Annotated in this window: 19 protein-coding genes; 8 read left to right on the top strand and 11 right to left on the bottom strand. The window is 64.0% G+C overall.

Annotation, left to right across the window (positions count from 1 at the left end):
- A partial coding sequence (locus ACSVIE_RS14985) for a hypothetical protein (protein ID WP_442424365.1) occupies positions 1-413 on the bottom strand: 413 nt, incomplete at its 3' end.
- Between the two features lie 277 nt (positions 414-690).
- Positions 691-1,146, bottom strand: a complete 456-nt coding sequence (locus ACSVIE_RS14990) for a hypothetical protein (protein ID WP_442424366.1) — start codon at positions 1,144-1,146, stop codon at positions 691-693.
- Between the two features lie 233 nt (positions 1,147-1,379).
- Here ACSVIE_RS14990 and ACSVIE_RS14995 point away from each other — a divergent pair, with 233 nt between their 5' ends.
- Complete coding sequence (locus ACSVIE_RS14995; protein WP_442424367.1) at positions 1,380-2,453, top strand: DNA polymerase IV; 1,074 nt, start codon at positions 1,380-1,382, stop codon at positions 2,451-2,453.
- A gap of 89 nt (positions 2,454-2,542) precedes the next feature.
- On the opposite strand, the gene ACSVIE_RS15000 is transcribed toward ACSVIE_RS14995, so the two are convergent.
- The 3 genes from ACSVIE_RS15000 to ACSVIE_RS15010 form a co-directional block, all read right to left on the bottom strand.
- Positions 2,543-3,526, bottom strand: a complete 984-nt coding sequence (locus ACSVIE_RS15000; protein ID WP_442424368.1) for an aldo/keto reductase — start codon at positions 3,524-3,526, stop codon at positions 2,543-2,545.
- 68 nt (positions 3,527-3,594) lie between these two features.
- A complete protein-coding gene (locus ACSVIE_RS15005) occupies positions 3,595-4,410 on the bottom strand; it encodes a methyltransferase domain-containing protein (RefSeq protein ID WP_426004347.1) in 816 nt (271 codons plus the stop codon).
- A 69-nt stretch (positions 4,411-4,479) separates the two neighbouring features.
- On the bottom strand, positions 4,480-5,016 hold the full coding sequence (locus ACSVIE_RS15010) for a MarR family winged helix-turn-helix transcriptional regulator (protein WP_442424369.1): 537 nt from the start codon (positions 5,014-5,016) through the stop codon (positions 4,480-4,482).
- Between the two features lie 157 nt (positions 5,017-5,173).
- Here ACSVIE_RS15010 and ACSVIE_RS15015 point away from each other — a divergent pair, with 157 nt between their 5' ends.
- Positions 5,174-7,339 carry an MMPL family transporter gene (locus ACSVIE_RS15015; protein ID WP_442424370.1) on the top strand — a complete coding sequence of 722 codons (2,166 nt, stop codon included), beginning with the start codon at positions 5,174-5,176 and terminating at the stop codon, positions 7,337-7,339.
- Positions 7,340-7,403: 64 nt separating this feature from the next.
- The gene (trxB, locus tag ACSVIE_RS15020) at positions 7,404-8,381 is read left to right on the top strand and encodes a thioredoxin-disulfide reductase (protein WP_442424371.1); all 978 of its coding nucleotides are present in this window, start codon (positions 7,404-7,406) and stop codon (positions 8,379-8,381) included.
- Between the two features lie 23 nt (positions 8,382-8,404).
- Here the strand turns inward: trxB and ACSVIE_RS15025 are convergent, their stop codons facing one another.
- A complete protein-coding gene (locus ACSVIE_RS15025; RefSeq protein WP_442424372.1) occupies positions 8,405-9,352 on the bottom strand; it encodes a prephenate dehydratase in 948 nt (315 codons plus the stop codon).
- A gap of 144 nt (positions 9,353-9,496) precedes the next feature.
- Positions 9,497-10,909 carry an aldehyde dehydrogenase family protein gene (locus ACSVIE_RS15030; protein ID WP_442424373.1) on the bottom strand — a complete coding sequence of 471 codons (1,413 nt, stop codon included), beginning with the start codon at positions 10,907-10,909 and terminating at the stop codon, positions 9,497-9,499.
- A 178-nt stretch (positions 10,910-11,087) separates the two neighbouring features.
- Here ACSVIE_RS15030 and ACSVIE_RS15035 point away from each other — a divergent pair, with 178 nt between their 5' ends.
- Positions 11,088-11,729 carry a LysE family translocator gene (locus ACSVIE_RS15035; RefSeq protein ID WP_442424374.1) on the top strand — a complete coding sequence of 214 codons (642 nt, stop codon included), beginning with the start codon at positions 11,088-11,090 and terminating at the stop codon, positions 11,727-11,729.
- Positions 11,730-11,732: 3 nt separating this feature from the next.
- Here the strand turns inward: ACSVIE_RS15035 and ACSVIE_RS15040 are convergent, their stop codons facing one another.
- The 3 genes from ACSVIE_RS15040 to ACSVIE_RS15050 form a co-directional block, all read right to left on the bottom strand.
- Complete coding sequence (locus tag ACSVIE_RS15040) at positions 11,733-12,071, bottom strand: hypothetical protein (RefSeq protein WP_442424375.1); 339 nt, start codon at positions 12,069-12,071, stop codon at positions 11,733-11,735.
- 365 nt (positions 12,072-12,436) lie between these two features.
- Entirely contained in the window at positions 12,437-13,123 is a 687-nt protein-coding gene (locus tag ACSVIE_RS15045) for a helix-turn-helix domain-containing protein (protein ID WP_442424376.1), read from the bottom strand.
- A 110-nt stretch (positions 13,124-13,233) separates the two neighbouring features.
- Positions 13,234-13,824 carry a TetR/AcrR family transcriptional regulator gene (locus tag ACSVIE_RS15050; protein WP_442424377.1) on the bottom strand — a complete coding sequence of 197 codons (591 nt, stop codon included), beginning with the start codon at positions 13,822-13,824 and terminating at the stop codon, positions 13,234-13,236.
- A 121-nt stretch (positions 13,825-13,945) separates the two neighbouring features.
- Here ACSVIE_RS15050 and ACSVIE_RS15055 point away from each other — a divergent pair, with 121 nt between their 5' ends.
- The 4 genes from ACSVIE_RS15055 (at position 13,946) to ACSVIE_RS15070 (ending at position 18,606) form a co-directional block, all read left to right on the top strand.
- Positions 13,946-15,910: a primary-amine oxidase gene (locus ACSVIE_RS15055; RefSeq protein ID WP_442424378.1), complete on the top strand. Its 1,965-nt coding sequence runs from the start codon at positions 13,946-13,948 to the stop codon at positions 15,908-15,910.
- 2 nt (positions 15,911-15,912) lie between these two features.
- On the top strand, positions 15,913-16,350 hold the full coding sequence (locus ACSVIE_RS15060) for a hypothetical protein (protein WP_442424379.1): 438 nt from the start codon (positions 15,913-15,915) through the stop codon (positions 16,348-16,350).
- 173 nt (positions 16,351-16,523) lie between these two features.
- The gene (locus ACSVIE_RS15065; protein ID WP_426004333.1) at positions 16,524-17,819 is read left to right on the top strand and encodes an APC family permease; all 1,296 of its coding nucleotides are present in this window, start codon (positions 16,524-16,526) and stop codon (positions 17,817-17,819) included.
- Positions 17,794-18,606: a hypothetical protein gene (locus ACSVIE_RS15070; RefSeq protein ID WP_442424380.1), complete on the top strand. Its 813-nt coding sequence runs from the start codon at positions 17,794-17,796 to the stop codon at positions 18,604-18,606. The genes ACSVIE_RS15065 and ACSVIE_RS15070 overlap by 26 nt, the downstream gene beginning before the upstream one ends.
- 97 nt (positions 18,607-18,703) lie before the next feature.
- On the opposite strand, the gene ACSVIE_RS15075 is transcribed toward ACSVIE_RS15070, so the two are convergent.
- On the bottom strand, positions 18,704-19,588 hold the full coding sequence (locus ACSVIE_RS15075) for a sigma-70 family RNA polymerase sigma factor (protein WP_426004331.1): 885 nt from the start codon (positions 19,586-19,588) through the stop codon (positions 18,704-18,706).
- Positions 19,589-19,597 lie beyond the last annotated feature (9 nt).

Genomic DNA, 19,597 nt, shown 5'->3' on the forward strand with positions numbered 1-19,597 from the left:
GTGACCTTGACCGTTGCAGGTCCGGTGCTGAGGTTGAAGGTCTTGGGCGTGACAGTGGAGCTCACAAGCACCGGGGCGGATGTGTCGGTTGGTGTTCCGCTGAGGGTGATTGTGCTGAGGGTTTGGAATGATCCGGAGTTTCCGAGGCTGTCTCGGAGTGGGAAGAGTGTGACGTTCCATTGTCCGAGGGCTGAGCCTTGGGGGATGGTCATGGTTCGTTCCCAGGTTCCGTCTTTGGTGGTGCCTGAGATGAGTGTTGCGGTCCCGAAACCGTGGCTTTGGCTGGTTGTTGTGTGGCCGAGGGACAGGGTTGGTGCCGTGGTTCCGGTCGTGTCGGTTATGCGGACGGTGACCTTGACCGTTGCAGGTCCGGTGCTGAGGTTGAAGGTCTTGGGCGTGACAGTGGAGCTCACAAGCACCGGGGCCGAGACGTCAGACGCGGCAGTCGCAGCAGTCAGCGGCGAAAACGCGAAAGATAGACAGACTGCCAGTAGTAACCCGAGCATTCTCATTGGCCCGGTAGATTTGGTCAACGACACGCGTTATTCCCCATAATTCTCCGCCCCCATGGCGGTCAGCTATTGCCTGCAGGAGCGCGGGCAGAGTAACTCTAATGTCATTGACTTTCTCAAGATTTCACGTGACGGATTATGACCTGCCATTCGGCACCTAAACCACTCGCTGGCTATCTCAACAGCATTTTCCCAGCGGTGAGTGGCTCCAATGGACCTGGGTTTCCGGCAGGAGGTTGTAGTAGGTGTCGAAGTACGAATGAGGACCAGAGCACGTGTAGCCAATTTCGTCTATGCCGAAATGACAGATCATCTGCAAGTCAAGCTCGGCTTCAGCCAGTGCTTTGAGTATCGCTGCTTCGGCTAGGACTGGCTCAGAGCCATCACAATTCTCCGACCAGCGCCCGGAGTGCGCGATTGCGAAATACTTGGTGTCTTGGTGCCGTAACGCATCAAGAATTTCTTTAAAGTACGGCGTTAGGCATCCTGCGTAGTCATCCGTGATGACGGTGACGATATCCAAGCACATGTCGGCGTCCAGCCCAATGAGCACAATCCGCGGAAGTACGGTTCGGCCCTGAAGGATGTACGGACACGCGAGTATTTCAAAGTCGAAGCCAGCTTGAATGATCATGCCTCGACGCTATTGACCTAAAAGGATTCTTCGAAGTCCGCAAATAACCTGTGTGTACAGCCGAACCGGCGTGGCGCCGGCGTTCTCGGCTCGGGCCACGCACCGCCACCACCCACTTTGCCGCCGCCCGCCGTCGAACTCGCCCAAAATCAGATGGATTTTCGACGACGGGGAGCCCAAAGTCGGTGGCGAAGGTACAGACAGCGCCGCCCAAGACCGGGCAGACTGGTCCCGTGAGCGGAATCCCGTGGGTCCTGCACGTAGATCTCGACCAGTTCATCGCTGCCGTCGAGATCTTGCGGCGGCCTGAACTCGCTGGGAAGCCCCTCATTGTGGGCGGCCGAGGCGATCCCACGGAACGGGCGGTAGTGTCCACGGCGTCCTATGAGGCGAGGGCCTTCGGCGTTGGCTCAGGGATGCCCCTCCGCATTGCCGCACGGAAAGTGCCCGAGGCCATCATCCTCCCCGTCGACCAGGAGGCGTACCTCGCGGCATCGGAGGTTGTGATGGCCACGCTCAGGGAGCAACCGGGCGCCACAGTGCAGGTCCTTGGCTGGGACGAGGCCTTTGTTGGCGTCACAACGGATGACCCCGAGGCCTACGCCAAGCAGATCCAGGTTGCGGTGCTGGAAAGTACCCGATTGCATTGCAGCGTGGGCATCGGCGACAACTTGGTTCGTGCTAAGAACGCGACCGACTTCGGCAAGCCAGCGGGCATCTTCCGGCTCACCCAGGACAACTGGCTCGACGTCATGGGTGCACGGCCCACGAAGGATCTTTGGGGTGTTGGTCCCAAGATCTCCAAAAGACTCGCGGCCCACGGCATCACCATAGTCAATGAACTCGCAGCCATTGACCCAAACAGCCTGGTCCAGGAGTTCGGCCCCAAGATGGGTCCTTGGTACGCCCAGCTCGGTCGCGGCGAAGGAGCCAGGGAAGTAGACGATACGCCCTGGGTTGCCCGGGCCCACGGTCGCGAAACAACCTTCCAACAGGACCTGACCGAACCCGAACAAATCAGTGATGCCGTCAAGGAACTCACTGCCCGGGTCCTTGAGGACGTCGCAGCCGAAGGCCGCCCGGTGGTCGGGCTAACGCTGAAGGTCCGCTACAAACCGTTCTTCACCAAGACCTACGCCAGGAAGATTCCGGAGACCTTCGACCGGGACGAGGTCCTTGGCCAAGCACTCAACCTGACGGCCAAGATCGAACCCGACCGCCCGATCCGGCTGTTGGGACTCCGCGCCGAAATGGCCATGCCCGACGACGCACGCAAAGGCCACACGCCTACGCGCAGCGGCTGGTAAAGCGGCCGGGAAAGCACGACGCCGGCCTGCCGCCTGACGTGCCGGGTGGAGCACGACGCCGGCCTGCCGCCACGCGTGTTTGGCGACGCCTACCAGCGCGGGTGGATCGCCGCCCGGAAGTAACGGTCGTAAATGTCCCGGACGCCGGCAGCCAGCCCGGTTCCAACATCCTCCAAACCGCCAGCTTCGGCATTCGCCCGTGCCTGCGCCGCGGATCGGGCACCCGGAATGACCGAGGTGACGCCATCCTGGGCGATGACCCAGGCGAGGGCCGCCTGCGAGGTGGTAACGCCGTCGGGAACCAGCTCGCTGAACTCCCGGGCGGCCGTAACGCCGGTGGCGAAGTTGACGCCGGAGAAGGTCTCCCCGACGTCGAAGGCGGCGCCGGAGCGGTTGTAGTTCCTGTGGTCGTTCTCGGCGAACGTCGTCTCAGTGGTGTATTTGCCGGACAACAAGCCAGATGCCAAGGGAACCCGGGCGATGATGCCAACCCCGGCTTCCCTGGCCGCGGGCAGTACCTCGTCGAGGGGCTTCAGGCGGAAGGCGTTGAGAATGATCTGGATGGTCGATGTGTTGCCGCGCTTGATGGCCTCGAGGGCTTCATCGGTCCGTTCGACGCTGACGCCGTAGTTCCGGATGGTGCCTTCGCTGACCAGGGTGTCCAAGGCGTCGTAGACGTCGGTATTGCTGTAGACCGAGGTGGGCGGGCAGTGGAGCTGTACCAGGTCCAGGGTGTCCTGCTGGAGGTTCCGCCGCGAACGGTCGGTCCACTCGCGGAAATTTTTGAGCGTGTAGTGCTCCGGGAGTTGGTCTACGCGGCGCCCCATCTTGGTGGCCACCGTGACGTCCAGTTCCGGGTGTTTCCTCAGGAAGCGCCCGATGATCTGCTCGCTGCGGCCATCACCATAAACGTCGGCGGTGTCGAAGAAGTTGACGCCGGCTTCCACCGAGGCTTCCAGGACGGCTGACGCGTCCGCTTCACTCACGGCGCCCCAGTCGGCGCCAAGCTGCCAGGTGCCCAATCCTACGACCGACACCAAGCGGCCGGTCCTGCCAAGTAAGCGCTGTTCCATGGGTTCGACTATATGCCGCTTGTGAGCGCTATCACCAAGGACGTCCGGATTGAAAGACGGGACAGCGCTTATGCGCGGGCAATGACTTCGCCGTTGGGAATGAGGAAGTATCCGTCCTCCGTGGCGCCCCAGCGATGCCAGCCGGCAGCGATCCGGGCAAGGTCGGCCTCCTTGGCGAAGCCGTACTCGAGGGCTTGCTCCGCAAAGGCAGAGTGCAGGACGCGTTCGCTCCATACCCGCGACTGCCAGGCCCGCTGCTGTGCCGTGGCGTACAGCCAGTTGCTGCTGCTCGGTGCTACCTGTGCAAAACCTGCCTTTTGCGCCCATGACACCAGGCGGCGGCCCGCATCGGGCTCTGCCCCGTTGCGTCGGGCGATCTTTTGGTACAGCTGCATCCAGTCGTCCAGCTCCGGAACCTCCGGGTACCAGCTCATGCCATGGAAATCGGCATCCCGGACTGCCACAATCGCCCCGGGCTTGGCGACCCGGCGCATCTCGCGCAGAGCTGCCACCGGGTCCGTGAGGTGCTGAAGGACCTGGTGGGCGTGGACGAGGTCGAAGGTCTCGTCGTCGAACTCAAGGTCGTAGATGTTGCCGGTGCGGAACTCCACGTTCTCCACGCCCCTGTCCTTGGCCAGTTCGGTGGCCTGGGCGATGATGTCAGGGGCGCGGTCCAGCCCTACGACGTGGCCGGGCGCAACCAGCCCCGCGAAGTCGCACGTGATGCTGCCCGGTCCGCAGCCGACGTCGAGCACTGACGTCCCGGGGGTGAGATGGGGGAGGACGAACGCCGCCGAATTTTCGGCTGTCCGTGAGGCGTGGGCCCGGACAACCGACTCGTGGTGCCCGTGGGTGTAGACATCTTCAGGTTGCTCCGCGTTCATACGGAAACGCTACCCAACTAGGTCGCATTTGTGCGCGTTTTGAGTGCTCAAAACGCGCACAAATGCGACCTAGTTGGGTTTGGGTTGGGAGGCTTCCTGGCGGGCAGCAACAGTGGCGTCCACCATGTCCGACATGAATCGGCGCACGACCTCAAGCTCAGTGTCGCTGTAGGAGCTCATCGCTTGACCCATGCGCAGGGCGAGCGGCATGAACATGGCGCTGCCGTCGCTGTAGGCCTTGGGTGTCATGTGGAGCTGGACCTGCCGGCGGTCTGTCCCCAGACGTTCCCTGGTGACATGTCCCGACGCGTGCAGCCGGTCCACGAGTGCTGTGGTGGCCGGGGAGCTCAGGCGGAGTTCGCTGCGCAGGACTCCGGGCGTGACCACCCGCCCTGCTGCTGTATGCCGCATGATGACGGCGAGGGCGTTGAGGTCCGTCCGGTGCATATCGTTCTTGCCGCCCGCGGCGTCAACATAGTGGTTCGCTTCCAGGGTGAAGTCCTGGAGCAAGCGGATCAGGTCCTGCGGAGCGCCGGCCGGAGGTCCGCCAGGCATGCCGGCCGGAGCGGCGCCAGGCACGCCGGGTGCGTCCGCCGTTGAAGCCATCTCACCCTCCCGCACTGTCTCCGTGAATGCTGCCTTCCGGATATTACTCCCAGCGGCGGGGGAACCCGGCATTGGGAAACTCTTGGAATAGTTCCATGATAGAGATAATCTATGGTGGAAACAATCGCTCCGCCCCAAAACCCTGGAAGAAGGACCCATGAAATCCCAGAAGGTACCGTTCTGGCTCAGATGGCTGGTGCCCGTGGTGCTGATCATCGTCTGGTTCGGAATCGCCGGCGTCGGCGGCCCCACGTTCGGCAGGCTGGAGGAGGTCTCATCCAACGACCAGGCCTCCTTCCTGCCTGCCGGTGCTGAAGCGACGGAAGCCGGTGACTGGCAGGCCAAGTTCCGCGACTCCGAAGAGATCCCGGCCGTCGTGGTGATCGAGGGAGATGCCGCCTTCACGCCCGCCCAATTGGGCGAAGCAGGCCAGATCAAAGCGGACATTGAGGCACTCAAGCTGGGTAGCGCCGTCGTCGGACCCATTCCCTCGGAAGACGCCAAAGCGGTCCAGTACATTGTCCCGATCGCCGAATCGGACGAACTGCGCGACGTCGTCAAGGAACTGCGGGATACCGTCCAACCCGGCGCACCGGACGGCATGCGCGCCTACGTGACGGGACCGGCGGGACTCACCGCAGACCTCGTCAACGCTTTTGGCGGGATCGACGGCATCCTGCTGCTTGTGGCGCTCGGTGCCGTGTTCATCATCCTGTTGTTGGTGTACCGCTCGCTCGTGCTGCCGATTGCCGTGCTCCTGACGTCTGTGTTCGCTCTCTGCGCCGCGATCCTCCTGGTCTTCGGCATGGCAAAGCTCGGCTGGATCCAGTTGAACGGCCAAAGCCAGGGCATCCTCTCCATCCTGGTCATCGGTGCCGCTACCGACTACGCCTTGCTCTACGTGGCAAGGTTCCGTGAGGCGCTGACACACACTGCCAACCGCACCGAGGCCGTCCTCACCGCGTGGAAAGCATCATTCGAGCCGATCCTCGCCTCCGGTGCGACAGTCATCATCGCGTTGCTCTGCCTGCTCTTCTCCGACCTGAACTCCAACAAAGCGCTCGGCCCCGTGGCTGCGGCCGGTATCGTCTGCTCACTGTTCGCAGCGCTCACCCTGCTGCCGGCCTTCATGGGTCTGCTGGGCCGCGCAGCTTTCTGGCCCTTCCGCCCCAAGCTGGTGCCCGACGGCGAACGCGAACCTGAGTTGGTCACCGGCCTTGAGGGGCAAAAGGGCTTGTGGCGCGCCACCGGACGGCTGGTTTCCCGTCGGCCGCGGACAGTGTGGGTGGCCTCCGTGCTGCTCCTGCTCGTGGCGTCCACGGGCATCCTTCAACTCAAGGCAAACGGCGTCCCGCAGACCGATGTCATCCTGTCCCAGTCGGACGCCGTTGACGGCCAGGCCGCGCTGGCGCGCCATTTCGACGCCGGCAGCGGCAGCCCCGCCGTCGTGGTCGCCTCAGAGGACGCTGCAGAAAAGGTGCTGGATACCGTGAAAGCAGCCGACGGAGTGGGCGATGCGTACCTGCTGGCCGAAGGCAACGTCCCCATCACGGGTGCCCCCGGGGCTCCGGCTGATCCCGCGGTGCGTGACGGCAAGGTGCTCATCAACGCGACGTTGAACTCCGCGGCGGACTCGATCGAAGCTGAAGAAGCGGTGAAATCACTGCGGACAGCCGTGAAGGACGTGGACGCTGAAGCCCTGGTTGGTGGGGTGACCGCAACAGCCCTGGATACCAACACCACTGCGCAGCGGGACCTGGTGGTCATCATCCCGATTGTGCTGGTAGTCATTCTGTTCATCCTGATGCTTTTGCTCCGCTCCGTGGTGGCGCCGGTCCTGTTGATCCTGTCCGTGGTGCTGTCCTATGGGGCCGCGATGGGAGTCTCGGCGTGGGTGTTCAATGGGATCTTTGCCTTTTCAGGAGCCGACGCGACTGTTCCGCTGTTCGGGTTCGTGTTCCTGGTGGCGTTGGGCGTGGACTACAACATCTTCCTCATGAGCCGCGTCCGCGAAGAATCACTCAAGCACGGAACACGTCCGGGAATCCTGCGTGGGCTGGGCGTGACCGGTGGCGTGATCACCTCGGCCGGTATTGTCCTTGCCGCTACGTTTGCGGCCCTGGGTGTCATTCCCATCATGTTCCTGGTGCAGCTGGCGTTCATTGTGGCGTTCGGGGTGTTGCTTGATACCGTCCTGGTCCGGTCACTCCTGGTGCCCGCGCTCGCCTACGACATCGGAGACAAGATCTGGTGGCCCGGCAAGCTGGCACGCCGCAGGCAGAAGGGTCAGGTGCAGGAGCGGGAGGCATCAGTTGTGCCTTAGCCCTTGATTGCCCGGCGGGTACTTGTTGCACTTGATGGGTACCCGCCGAGCCAAGGGAGATGCTGTGAGCCAGGAACAACTGATCATCATCGGGTCCGGTCCGGCCGGGTATACGGCCGCGATTTACGCCGCCCGGGCCGGCCTCAGCCCACTGGTCCTGGCAGGTTCGGTCACTGCAGGCGGGGCGCTGATGAACACCACTGAGGTGGAGAACTTCCCTGGCTTTCCAGAGGGCATCCAAGGCCCCGAGCTCATGGATGGACTGCAGGCGCAAGCGGAAAAATTCGGCGCCCGGATAGTGTTCGACGACGTCACGTCAGTTTCGTTGGCGGGTCACGTTAAGTCCGTGGTCACCGGGGCGGGGGACACCCACCAGGCTACGGCCGTTATCCTCGCGACCGGCTCGGCGTACAAGGAGCTCGGGTTGCCGGAGGAGAAGAAGCTTAGCGGCCATGGAGTCTCCTGGTGCGCCACGTGCGACGGTTTCTTCTTCCGCGAGCAGGACATCGTCGTGGTGGGCGGCGGTGACTCCGCCATGGAGGAAGCGACCTTCCTGACACGGTTCGGAAAGTCCGTGACCGTCGTCGTCCGCAAGGGCGAACTGCGCGCCTCACGCATCATGGCCCAGCGCGCCAAGGACAACCCCAAGATCAGCTTTGCGTGGAACTCCGCCGTGACTGCCATCCATGGCGACACTAAAGTCACCGGTGTGACGCTCACTGACACCCGCACTGGTGAAACCCGCGAGCAGGCAGCCACGGGCATTTTTGTGGCCATTGGACACCTGCCGCGGACGGAGTTGGTGGCCGGGCAAGTGGACCTCGACGCGGAGGGCTACATCAAGGTGGACTCACCCACCACGTGTACCAACCTGTCCGGCGTCTTCGCCTGCGGGGATGCCGTGGACCACCGTTACCGCCAGGCCATCACAGCCGCAGGCACCGGGTGTGCTGCCGCCTTGGATGCCGAGCGCTACCTTGCAGCTTTGGAAGACGCTGACAGCATCGCAACGGCGTTGGTAGAGGAGCCGACGCACTTCTAAGGTGGACGAGTTGGACCGTGAGTTCAGAGCGGGGGAAGGCCGAACTCTCGCCGGAGGTCATCGCCGTTGACCGTGTTGCCTTCATCGATGTCCCTTTGGGCCTGTTCGAGGTCGTTTTTGAGTTCCTCGGCATGTTCCCGGTAGCCGTCGGCCGCGTACACGCCGAGGACGCGTACCTCAGTGGTGAAGAACTCCAGTTCCTCCAAAGCCCTGCGGAGGCGTGCGTCTTCGGGGTGGCCTTCGACGTCGGAAATGAACATGGTGGCGGCAAACTCGTTGCCCACCATGTAGCTTTCCAAACGGGTCATGTTCAGGCCGTTCGTCGCGAAACCGCCCAGTGCCTTGTAGAGGGCCGAGGGTACGTTGCGGACCCGGAACACGAATGTGGTGATGGCCGGGCCGGGTAACTCTTCTTTGGTTGGCAGTGCCCGTTCCCGCGCCAGGACCACGAAGCGCGTGGTGTTGGTGGGATCGTCTTCGACGCCGGACGCCAGCACCTCGAGTCCGTACAGTCCCGCTGCCAACGGGGGAGCCAGGGAGAGTTTCCGGGGATCGTTCCAGTCCCGGACCTCGCGGGCTGAACCGGCAGTGTCCCCGGCGATGACGGGCTTCAATCCGGCGTCGCGGATGATGCGCCGGCACTGGCCAAGGGCGTGGATGTGGCTGTGGACTTCCGTGGCACCCTCGATGGTGCTGCCCGGAATGCCCAGCAGGTCAAAGCGGATCGGCAGGAAGTATTCGCCAACGATCTGCAGGTTCGACTGCGGGAGCAGGACGTGGATGTCCGCCACACGGCCTGCGATGGAGTTCTCGATGGGGATCATCGCAAGGTCCACAGCCCCGGTGGAGACCAGTTCAAAGGCGTCCTCGAAGCTGGCGCAGGGCACGCTTTCGAGTTCCGGGAACATTTCCTTGCATGCGAGGTCCGAGTTGGCTCCGGGCTCGCCTTGGTACGCGATCTTTTGGGACATGCTGCTCATGGTTTCACGTGGGGCATATGGCCGCGCAAAAGCGTCCACCGTATGGCCAGCCCTACCCAACTGGGTCGCAGTTGTGCGCGTTTAGAGCCGTGAAAACGCGCACAAATGCGACCCAGTTGGGCCCGCACGCGGAGCTTAGCCGTTGATGATCTGGGGGACGCCGAGGTGCTTGAGGCCTTCGGCGCCGAACTCGAGGCCGTAGCCGGACTGCTTCGCGCCACCGAAGGGCACGCGGGGGTCCACGGCGCCGTGCTTGTTGATCCAGACCGTTCCGGCCTGGATGCGGGCGGCGACTTCGCGGGCGGCGGCCGGGTCGGAGGACCAGACCGAGGCGCCGAGTCCGACGTCGAGGGCGTTCGCTTTGGCGACGGCCTCATCAACGGTGCTGTACTTGATGATCGGAAGGGCCGGGCCGAACTGTTCTTCCGCGACGAGTGGGTTGTCGTTGTCGATGTCTGCCACCAGGGTGGTGGGGTAGAAGTTGCCGGGCTGGTCGGCGTCGGGGTTGCCGCCGAGCAGGATGCGGGCGCCGGAAGCCTTCGCGGCGTCCACCAGGCGGGCGACGATGTCGTACTGCTGGCGGTTCTGCAGTGGGCCCAGGACGTTGTTCTCGTCGAGCCCGTTACCCATGGGCATTGCCGCCGCCACAGCGGCCAGTTCGGTGCAGACGGCCTCGTACTGGGATTCATGGACGTACAGGCGCTTGAGTGCGGCGCAGGTCTGGCCGGTGTTGATGAACGCGCCCCAGAACAGGCCTTCGGCGATGGCCTTGGGGTCGGAATCGGGGAGGACGATGCCGGCGTCGTTGCCGCCGAGCTCCAGGGTGAGGCGCTTGACCGTGTCCGCGGAGGAACGGATGATCGCCTTTCCGGTGGCGGTGGAGCCGGTGAACATGACCTTGCCGATCGCCTCGTGTTCTGCCAGCCGGGCGCCGACGTCGCGTCCGCCGGAGACTACGGATACCAGGCCCTCGGGCAGTTCCTGGTTGATGATCGAGATCAGGGCCAGCACGGAGAGCGGCGTGTATTCGGAGGGCTTGACCACCACGGAGTTGCCCATGCGCAGGGCGGGGGCGATCTGCCAGACGGTGATCATCATGGGCCAGTTCCACGGGCCGATCGCGCCGACGACGCCGATGGGCCGGTAGTGCAGCTCGGCGCGGGTTTCGCCGTCGTCCACCACGACTTCGGGTTCCAGCGGGGTGCCGGCGGTGGCGCGGAGCCAGGCGGCGCAGGCGCCGACTTCGAAGCGGGCGTTCGGGCCGTTCAGCGGCTTGCCCTGCTCGCGGGAAAGAAGCTGGGCGAGTTCCTCGGCGGAGCGTTCGACGGCGTCGGCTGCTTTCAGGAGCGCGGCGGACCTGGCGTCGTGGCCCAGCGCAGCCCACGCCGGTTGCGCTGCAGCGGCAGCAGCGATGGCGGCTTCGAGGTCCTCGACGGTGTGGACCGGTGCCTCGCCAACGGTTTCGCCCGTGGCCGGATCGAAGATGGTGCGGCTGTTCTGGCCTGGTGCTGCGGTGATCGAGGCCAGCAGGGCGTCGTAAGTCTCCATTGGTACTCCGCTCAGGTAGTAAGTCGTGGCGGCCGGTAAGGGCGCGTTGCAATGTCTCCAGTGTGGTTGGCGTCACGTCCCGGTACCTTGTCTATGCACGAACGGCCCTTGACGGGAAGCGAACGCTTTAGGCTCACGTGGCTTTCGCTACCTGTCGGTATGCTCCACAATCGACTGTGTGACTCTCGCTTCCCTGGCTGCTTTCGCCGGTCTTTGCCTTGTCCTGTCCGTGACTCCCGGCCCCGACACGTTCCTGGTGCTGCGCATTGCGTTGAACAGGCCTTCAGCTGGAATTGCTGCCGCGGCGGGTTCGGCGGGTGCAGCGATTGTCTGGGCGGCGCTGGTGGGCGTAGGCCTCGCGGCGATCCTGGAGCAATCCGCCGAGCTCTTCCGGTGGATCAAGATCGCCGGTGGCTTGTACCTGCTGTACCTGGGCATCTCGTCGTTCATCAAATCACGCCGCGCTGCGAAGGCGGGCGCTGACGGGTCTGCCGCGGAAGCGGCACTGCCCTACAGCAGGCTTTCTGCGCTGGGTGCCGGCGCGCTCTCCACGCTGCTCAACCCCAAGGTGGGCCTCTTCTACCTTGCCGTGGTCCCGCAGTTCATCCCACACGGCGGCGACACCATGGGCACGTCCCTGGTCCTGGGTGTCGTGGTGGCTGTCATCGCCTTCGCGTACTTGTCGATGATCGCCGTGGTGGCGTTCAAGGCAATGAGGTGGCTCAAGAAGCCCAAGGTGAGCACCGTCGTCGAACGTGCCTCGAGCGGGATTATCGCGGGGCTTGGTGTCGGCGTGGTGGCGTCGGGAGCGACGAGCTAGCCGCTAGTTCAGCGAGATACGCAGACGTTCCACGCCCTCGGCACCCTCCGGCACTTGGTCCATCAGCGATGGTTCGTTGGCCAGGCGACCAAGCATGTTTGCCAAATGGTCCCGTTCGGCAGGCTTGTAAGTGACACCGCGAAGGTCCGAAGCCCGGACGACAGAGGCCAAGGTGAGGAAGTCGTCGATGTGTCGTCTACCCAAGGGATCGTTGATGATGGTCAGCGCTCCTGCTTTGCCGATGAGGCTGCCAAGTATCGTGGGTCGGATTACGCGGCCGGAGGCTGACCCGGCTTGAACGGCAACGGTCTCCGAACGGTCGAGCGCTTGCTGGTGCAGCAATTGTGGTTCCACCCGTAACGCCGCGTCGCTTCTCGGCGCGTTCTCCCAGATGGCGCGGGATCATGACGTCTATCACGGCTTCTCCGCGTGTCCATCTATGTTGATAGCCCTCCAGCGATTCCCCTGCTGACTCGAATCCGAGCCGCACGAGGAGCTCGGTGAAGTCGTGGAGCATCGTGGGGAACGCCCGGATATCGAGGGCCATATCCGCGTCCTTCGTTGCCCGCACGTACGGCGCTTCCCGCTCGACAGCGTGGAGGAAGACGGCTTGGCCTCCCACCAGAACCCAACCCTCCGGCATCGCTCTGTAGATTTCGAAGACCGCCTGCCATGCTTCCTGCTGTTCGGAGAGCATCGCGGGAAGTTCAATCGGCACGGACGCTCCTGACGATTTCGCGAGCCGCTTGCTGTTCCCGGACGCCGGGCCTTTCGGCCAAGTCTGCTGCGACGACCAGTGGTGGAAGGTCGTCTGGGACCTGCTCGGCGGCCCGCAGGACGACATTGGGCCTCTTGCCGGGCTGGGGCTCAACCAGGAACCAGTCCCTTACGACGTCCTTGAGTTCGTCGCGTCGCACGTAAGCCTCCACTTCTGAGTTGGCCAGTAGTCCGGACCGTGGGTGAGAGACTCCGGAGAGATGGAGGCGTTTGTCTTGGCGAAGTTCCGCTATATCTGCAGGGCTGGAAGAGAACTCGAACCTTTCGGCACGGTTGGCCAGCCAGGCTGCAAGAAGCTCCAGCGAGCCGGGGGAGTCCTCCAAGCGGCTGATGCGTGCCTTGAGGCGATGTCTCTCGACGGGCGACGGTTCCAAGTACCCAGGTCGGGATTGCCGCGGACTGTCGTCCCAGAAGGATGACATAAGCTGCCAGGCGCTTCGTTCGGAAAGCGGACGCCCGGCAGGCTTGCCGGGGCGATATTGGGCGGCGTCGGCTTCCTCAACGATCCAGCGTCCACCGATCCGCTGTCCGCGTATGCGACCGGAGTGGACGAGATGCCGTGCCCGGCTCTCGTTGACATGGAGGCGATTCGCCAACTCGGGGATACTCAGCGCCATTTCATAATCCTAGCGGTGTCGCCACGAATATGTAATGCCTCAGCCTTTTAGGGATTACACATTCGTGGCGATCCCGCTATGAATGTGTAATCGAAGGCAGCCGCAGCTGCCTAGGCAGCCAGTAGCGCCAGGTAGTTGTCCAACTGCCTCGCGAGGTCGATGGAGAAATGCTCGGCTGGCGACAGCGCTGCCACAATTTGGGCGCCCAGCATCATGTTGAGCAAGTGATCGGCGACGGCGGCATCGGCGATGGGGTTGGCGATCTCACCTGCGGCCCGGGCTGCCGCTGTGTGGGTGGTGATGGTGGTGTGCCACTGGCTCATGGATTCGCTGTGGAGTGCTGCCATGTCCGGGTCATTGAGGGCTTTCTGCCAGAACGGTATGACGATCCGGGCTTCATTCACCCGCTCCTCGTCCAAGGGGAGCACCTCGGCACAGAAGGCCCGGAGTGCGGGCAGTCCTGACAGCCCTTCGGTGACCAAGGTGATCCGCTGGTTGGTCCGGTTGAACACGTGTCCGAATGCGGACGTAAGCAGCAAGTCCTTGGTAGGGAAGTAGGGCTTCAAGGCCCCGTTGGCGAAGCCTGCCTCTTCGGCGATTTCCCGCATGGTGGCGCCTTCAATGCCCAGTCTGGCGATGATCCGCCAGGTGGCATCAACGAGTTCAAGGCGTCGTTGATCGTGGTCAACAATCTTTGGCACTGAGGGGGCTCCCGGGAAATTTTTAGCGGAAAGGTCTTGTGACCCATCTTACGTTTTGGTTATTCTCTACAACTATAGAAAATAAATCCCGACCTTCCAGGGTCCCGGACCAGAGGCAGCCATGACGCCCACAGCAACTGAAACTTCCACCCAATACGGCCTGGCCACCGGTGAAGAGATCACCACGGTGCGGGGCATCCTGCAGGCTGCCGGGCACCTGGGCGACGGTCACCGGATCGCCTATCTGGGGCTCGTGGATCCCTCGCGCGATGCTTCCCCGGAGGTGGACCGCCGGTTCCGCGTCTTCATCCACGACATCTCCGGCGGCGCTCCCACGGATGTTCTCGTTTCCGCCACCCGCGGAGAGATCCTGTCCGCGGTCGAGCTTGATACCAAAGTCTCCGGCGAACTTCCGGTCCTTGAAGAGGAGTTCGAGGTTGTCGAGACGCTCCTGGCCACCGATGAGCGTTGGCTCGCCGCGCTCGCAGCCCGCGACCTGGACGTGGAAAAGGTCCGCGTGGCTCCGCTGTCCGCCGGTGTCTTCGAATACGAAGAGGAGCGTGGCCGGCGCATCCTCCGTGGGCTGGCGTTCGTCCAGGACTTCCCCGAAGACAGCGCCTGGGCACACCCCGTCGACGGCCTGGTTGCCTACGTGGACGTGGTCAACAAGGAGGTCACCCAGGTGATCGACCTTGGCGTCATGCCGATCCCCGCTGAGCACGGAAACTACACCGACCCCGAGCTGACCGGGCCGCTCCGCGAGACGCAGAAGCCCATCAGCATCACCCAGCCGGAGGGCCCCAGCTTCACGGTCACGGGTGGCAACCACGTGGAGTGGGAAAAGTGGAGCGTGGACGTCGGTTTCGATGTCCGCGAAGGAGTTGTCCTCCACAACCTTGCCTTCCAGGACGGGGACCGCAAACGGCAAATCATCAACCGCGCCTCGATCGCCGAAATGGTGGTCCCTTACGGTGATCCTTCGCCCATCCGGTCCTGGCAAAACTACTTCGACACCGGCGAATACCTCGTGGGCCAGTACGCCAACTCCCTGGAACTGGGCTGCGACTGCCTGGGCGACATCACCTACCTCAGCCCCGTGATCAGCGACGCCTTCGGCAACCCCCGCGAGATCCGCAACGGCATCTGCATGCACGAGGAAGATTGGGGCATCCTCTCCAAGCACTCGGACCTGTGGACCGGCATCAACTACACCCGCCGCAACCGCCGGCTGGTGATCTCCTTCTTCACCACCATCGGCAATTACGACTACGGCTTCTACTGGTACCTCTACCTGGACGGCACCATCGAGTTCGAAGCCAAGGCCACCGGAATCGTGTTCACGTCTGCCTTCCCGGAGGGTGGCTCGGACAACATCTCCCAGCTCGCCCCCGGCTTGGGAGCACCGTTCCACCAGCATCTGTTCAGCGCCCGCCTGGACATGGCGATCGACGGTTTCACCAACAGGGTTGAAGAAGAGGACGTCGTCCGCCAGGCCATGGGCGAAGGGAACGAGCGCGGCAACGCCTTCTCCCGGAAGCGCACGCTCCTGACAAAGGAGTCCGAGGGCGTCCGCGAAGCCGACGCCCGCGCCGGACGGACCTGGATCATCTCCAACCCGGAGTCGAAGAACCGCCTGGGCGAACCCGTCGGCTACAAGCTCCACGCAGAGAACCAGCCCACGCTCCTGGCTGATCCGAGTTCCTCCATCGCGAAGCGCGCAGCCTTCGCCACCAAGGACCTCTGGGTCACCCGCTATGCCGACGAGGAACGCTACCCCACCGGCGACTTCGTGAACCAGCACGCCGGGGGCGCCGGCCTGCCCGCCTACGTGGCCCAGGACCGTGACATCGAGGGCCAGGACATCGTGGTGTGGCACACCTTCGGCCTGACCCACTTCCCGCGCGTGGAGGACTGGCCCATCATGCCTGTAGACACCGTCGGCTTCAAGCTGCGCCCCGAGGGGTTCTTCGACCGCAGCCCGGTCCTCGACGTCCCGGCCAACACCTCCGGATCGAGCTGCCACACGGCTCCCGGGGAGGCAAGCGCCAGCGAAGCACACGGCGAAGCCGCCGGGCACTGCCACTAGCCATGACCATCTTTGCTGGACGGGTCCGCACCAGCGGACCCGTCCTCCACCCCCGGATCTGCGCGGCACTGACGGCCATTTCCTGCGCCGTGCACCTCTGGCTCGCGGCCTCCGGGCACCACGAGGCGTGGGTCGGCGTCCTCATGATCGCCCTGGCAGCCGTGTGCGTTCCGTGCACCATCCACATCTGGCGCCACAGCCGCGTAGGAGCCCTCCACCAGGTCACGGGGTCAGCCCTTGCCATGGTTGCCCTGCACGCTGTGCTGCTGCTCGGCGCTGGCGGTGCCGGCCACGCACATGGCGGCAGGCCGTCGTCGGGCGCTATCGATACGAACGGGGCGGCGCAACTCTTGCTGGTGATCGGACTGGAAATCACGACGGCGTTGCTCGCCGCGACGCTGGTAGCCCGGCTACGGCGTCGGGCAGCTGTGCGGTATTGACCCACTTTGCCGCCGGAAGGGCATGAAGACACCCGAAATTGGTTGCAGAAACAGCCCGGGCGGTCGAAAGAAGGTCGTGGAGGTACGCCCACCCGGAAGTTCGGCAGGATATTGCTCCTGGCAGGCAGTTTCCCCGCTTGTTGGACACACCCCGAAGAGTGTTCAGTGGTTGGGTGAATAAAGCTGTCAGTAGTTCGGGCCTCGGCCTGTTCCGGGCAACCGGAATCTATGTAGGTGCCATCCTCGGCTCGGGTGTGCTGGTCCTTCCCGCTATCGCCGCCCAGGTGGCAGGTCCGGCGTCGTTGCTGGCGTGGGCGCTTTTGCTGGTTTTCTGCACGCCGGTAGCGTTCAGCTTCGCCGAAATGTCCAGGCAGCAGCCCGACGCCGGCGGGATCGCGACGTTCGTGACCCGCGCTTTCGGGCGGCGCGCCTCCGTGGTGGCCGGCTACCTCTTCTACTTCGCCATCCCGTTCGGCGCGCCTGCCACGGCGGTGATCGGAGGCGACTACATCGCGCATGCCGTGGGCGGCGGGAGGGAGACGGCCTTGATTGCCGCCGGCGTCATCCTCGCGGCCGGTTTCCTGAGCAACGCCGTGGGCATCCGGGTCTCAAGCAAGTTGCAACTTGGGTTGATGGCCTTGCTGGTGGCGCTCCTTGCCTTGGCCGTCGGGGTTGCGGCGCCCTATGTCAAGGCGGAGAACTTCGTGCCCTTCGCCCCGCACGGCTATTGGGCCGTGGGTGGTGCGGCAAGCCTGCTGTTTTTCTGCTTCGCGGGGTGGGAAGCAGTGACGCATTTGGCGGGCGAATTCCGCAACCCGGAGCGCGACCTGAAACGGGCAACCTGGCTGACCCTCGTCGTCGTGGGCGTAATCTACATCGGCCTGGTGGCGGCGTGCGTCGCTGTCCTTGGTTCGGGTCTGGGAGGCAGCAGCGTCCCTGTTGCGGAACTGCTCGCCAAAGGACTGGGGCCTGCCGCTGCCCCTGTAACTGCTGTGGCCGCCGCGGTGCTGACGTTCGGGCCGCTCAACACTTTTGTTGCCGGCGCCAGCAAACTGGGCGCCCGCCTGGCGTCCGACGGCGTGCTGCCGCGGGCATTGGCGCGTGGCGCTGGGCCGGGTGAGGTCCCCACGGCGAGCCTCGGCGCGCTCGCTGTCATGGCATCTATCTCCTTTGCGCTCGCCGCCGCCGGGTTGTTGAGCATGGAATTCCAGATCGGCGCTGCCTCGGCCTGTTTCACCGCGGTGACGGCGTTTGGATTGGCCGCCGGTGTGGTCCTCCTGCGCCGGGGAACCGCAGCTTGGTACGGGGTAATCGTTGCTGCCGTGGTGATGCTTGTGGTGCTGGTGTTCAGCGGGTGGGCACTCCTGGTCCCGGCCGGGCTGGGGGTGGCGGCGTTGCTCGCTGGGCGCTTGTATTTGAAACCCCCGGTGCCACAATTGACGCATGGCCGCAGCGTGGTCAATTCGTGAAGGGTTCCGCAGCGGGCCGGATCCCGATGCCCTGCGTCGTCCCTTCTTCGTAGCGGCGGTCGCCGCCTTCGCCCTGGTAGTCCTGGCCGAGGTGGGCATGTCGCTGCTCCTGGGCCAGACCGCCGTCGAGCCTGTGTCCGCCGGAGATGCCAACAAACTGGGCGTTCCGCTTGACGTATTCCTCAAGACGCAGAAAGCCGATGCCGATCCTCCGGGTGCGGGCATCGGCTTTCTGGCGTTCCTGGATGGATTGTTGCTGTTCACGGTGGTGATGCTGGGTCTCAGCCTCATGATGGACCTGCGGACGTACGGGCGGGTGCAAGGGATTGCGACGCTGATCGTGACCCTGTTGTGGGTGATCGCGGCGTTCCTGACGGCGATGCTCGCGTTGGCCAAACTCTTCCTGATGATCGGACTGTTCGTGGCCACGCCGTTCGGGACCATTGCGTATCTGGCTCTCTGGGGGAGCTTTCCGAAAGGGCAGGCTGCGGCGATCCTGGGGCTGTTGCTGCTGCTGAAAATCGTGTTCGCCGTGCTGTTGGTGTTGAGCCAGCCGAAGTTCCTGAAGGTCACGGGCTTGGTGGTGCTGCTGGTGATCTCAGTGCTTTTGCAGGTGATCCTCGGGCTGATTCAGGGGTTCCTGCCTGGTCCACTGGTGTCCATAGGGGACCAGTTTTGGGCGTTGGTGACCGTGGTGGTGGCGCTGGTGTGGGCTCTAATCATGCTGATCGGGTCCATTCCCGCGATCATCAATGCGCTGCGGGTCAGTGGGTCTGCGGGGGACTGATCTCCGGGGATTCGCGCGCCGGGTTCGCGGGAAGCCTGCCGGTTCGTGCGGAAGTTTCCTCACGAATGCGCAGCTTTCCCGCGGTTTCGCGGCAGAGCTAGAGCGAAACCCGGGTCAGCTTGTCCGGATTCGAGACCTGCCGCAACCCGCAGATGCTGCCGTCAGGGCCGTCGTCGAGCACTAAAACGTCGGCACGCCCCTGGTGCCTGAGCACCAGCGCCGGTTCGCCGTTGATGTCGATGACGTCCGCGGAAACCGGCCGCAAGGGGTCGACGGCGGCTGCCTTGCCTAGGATTCCGACGAAGAACCGTGCGATCCTTGCTGCACCAAACAGCGGGTTCATGGCACTCTTGACCTTGCCTCCGCCGTCTGCCCACAGCACAGCATCCCGGTCCAGCATGGCCACGACCGTTTCGATCTCGCCGTTCTCAATGGCAAGCACCAACTTCTCCAAGGCGGCGCGGTCCTTGGTCCTGGGGGCAGGCGCGTCGGGGTCGATGTCCAGGCGGCGTTCGGAGCGCGAAATCATCTGGCGCACCGCGGCTGGGGTCTTCTGGAGGATCTCCCCGATTTCCGGGGCGGACATCCCGAAAGCGCGGTGCAGCACCAGGGCCGCCCGCGCCTCGGGCGCTAATTGCTCGGCAAGGTGTAGCAAGGTCAAGGACAACAGCTCACGGTTGGCCAGTGCTTCCTCCGGAAGCGCCGCCGTGTCAACCGGTTCGGGCAGCCAGGGCCCGGTGTAGTCCTCCCGGATGGCAGCAAGTTGCCGCACCCGGTCCACGGAGCGCCGAACGCACACCGTGGTCAGCCAGGCCGGCCAGGAGTCAACGCTGGAACGCCGTTCCTGCCGGACAGCGTCCATCGCGACTTCCGACACCACATCTTCGGCATGCCCGAAATCGCCCAGCATCCGGTAAGCGATGCCCAGGAGGCGGTTCCGTTCGCTTTGCCACGCCGCCGTGGCCGAGACTGCAAGCGTCATGCTGCCCAC

The sequence above is a fragment of the Paenarthrobacter sp. NCHU4564 genome (assembly GCF_052156435.1).
In the GTDB taxonomy this organism is placed as follows: Bacteria; Actinomycetota; Actinomycetes; order Actinomycetales; family Micrococcaceae; genus Arthrobacter.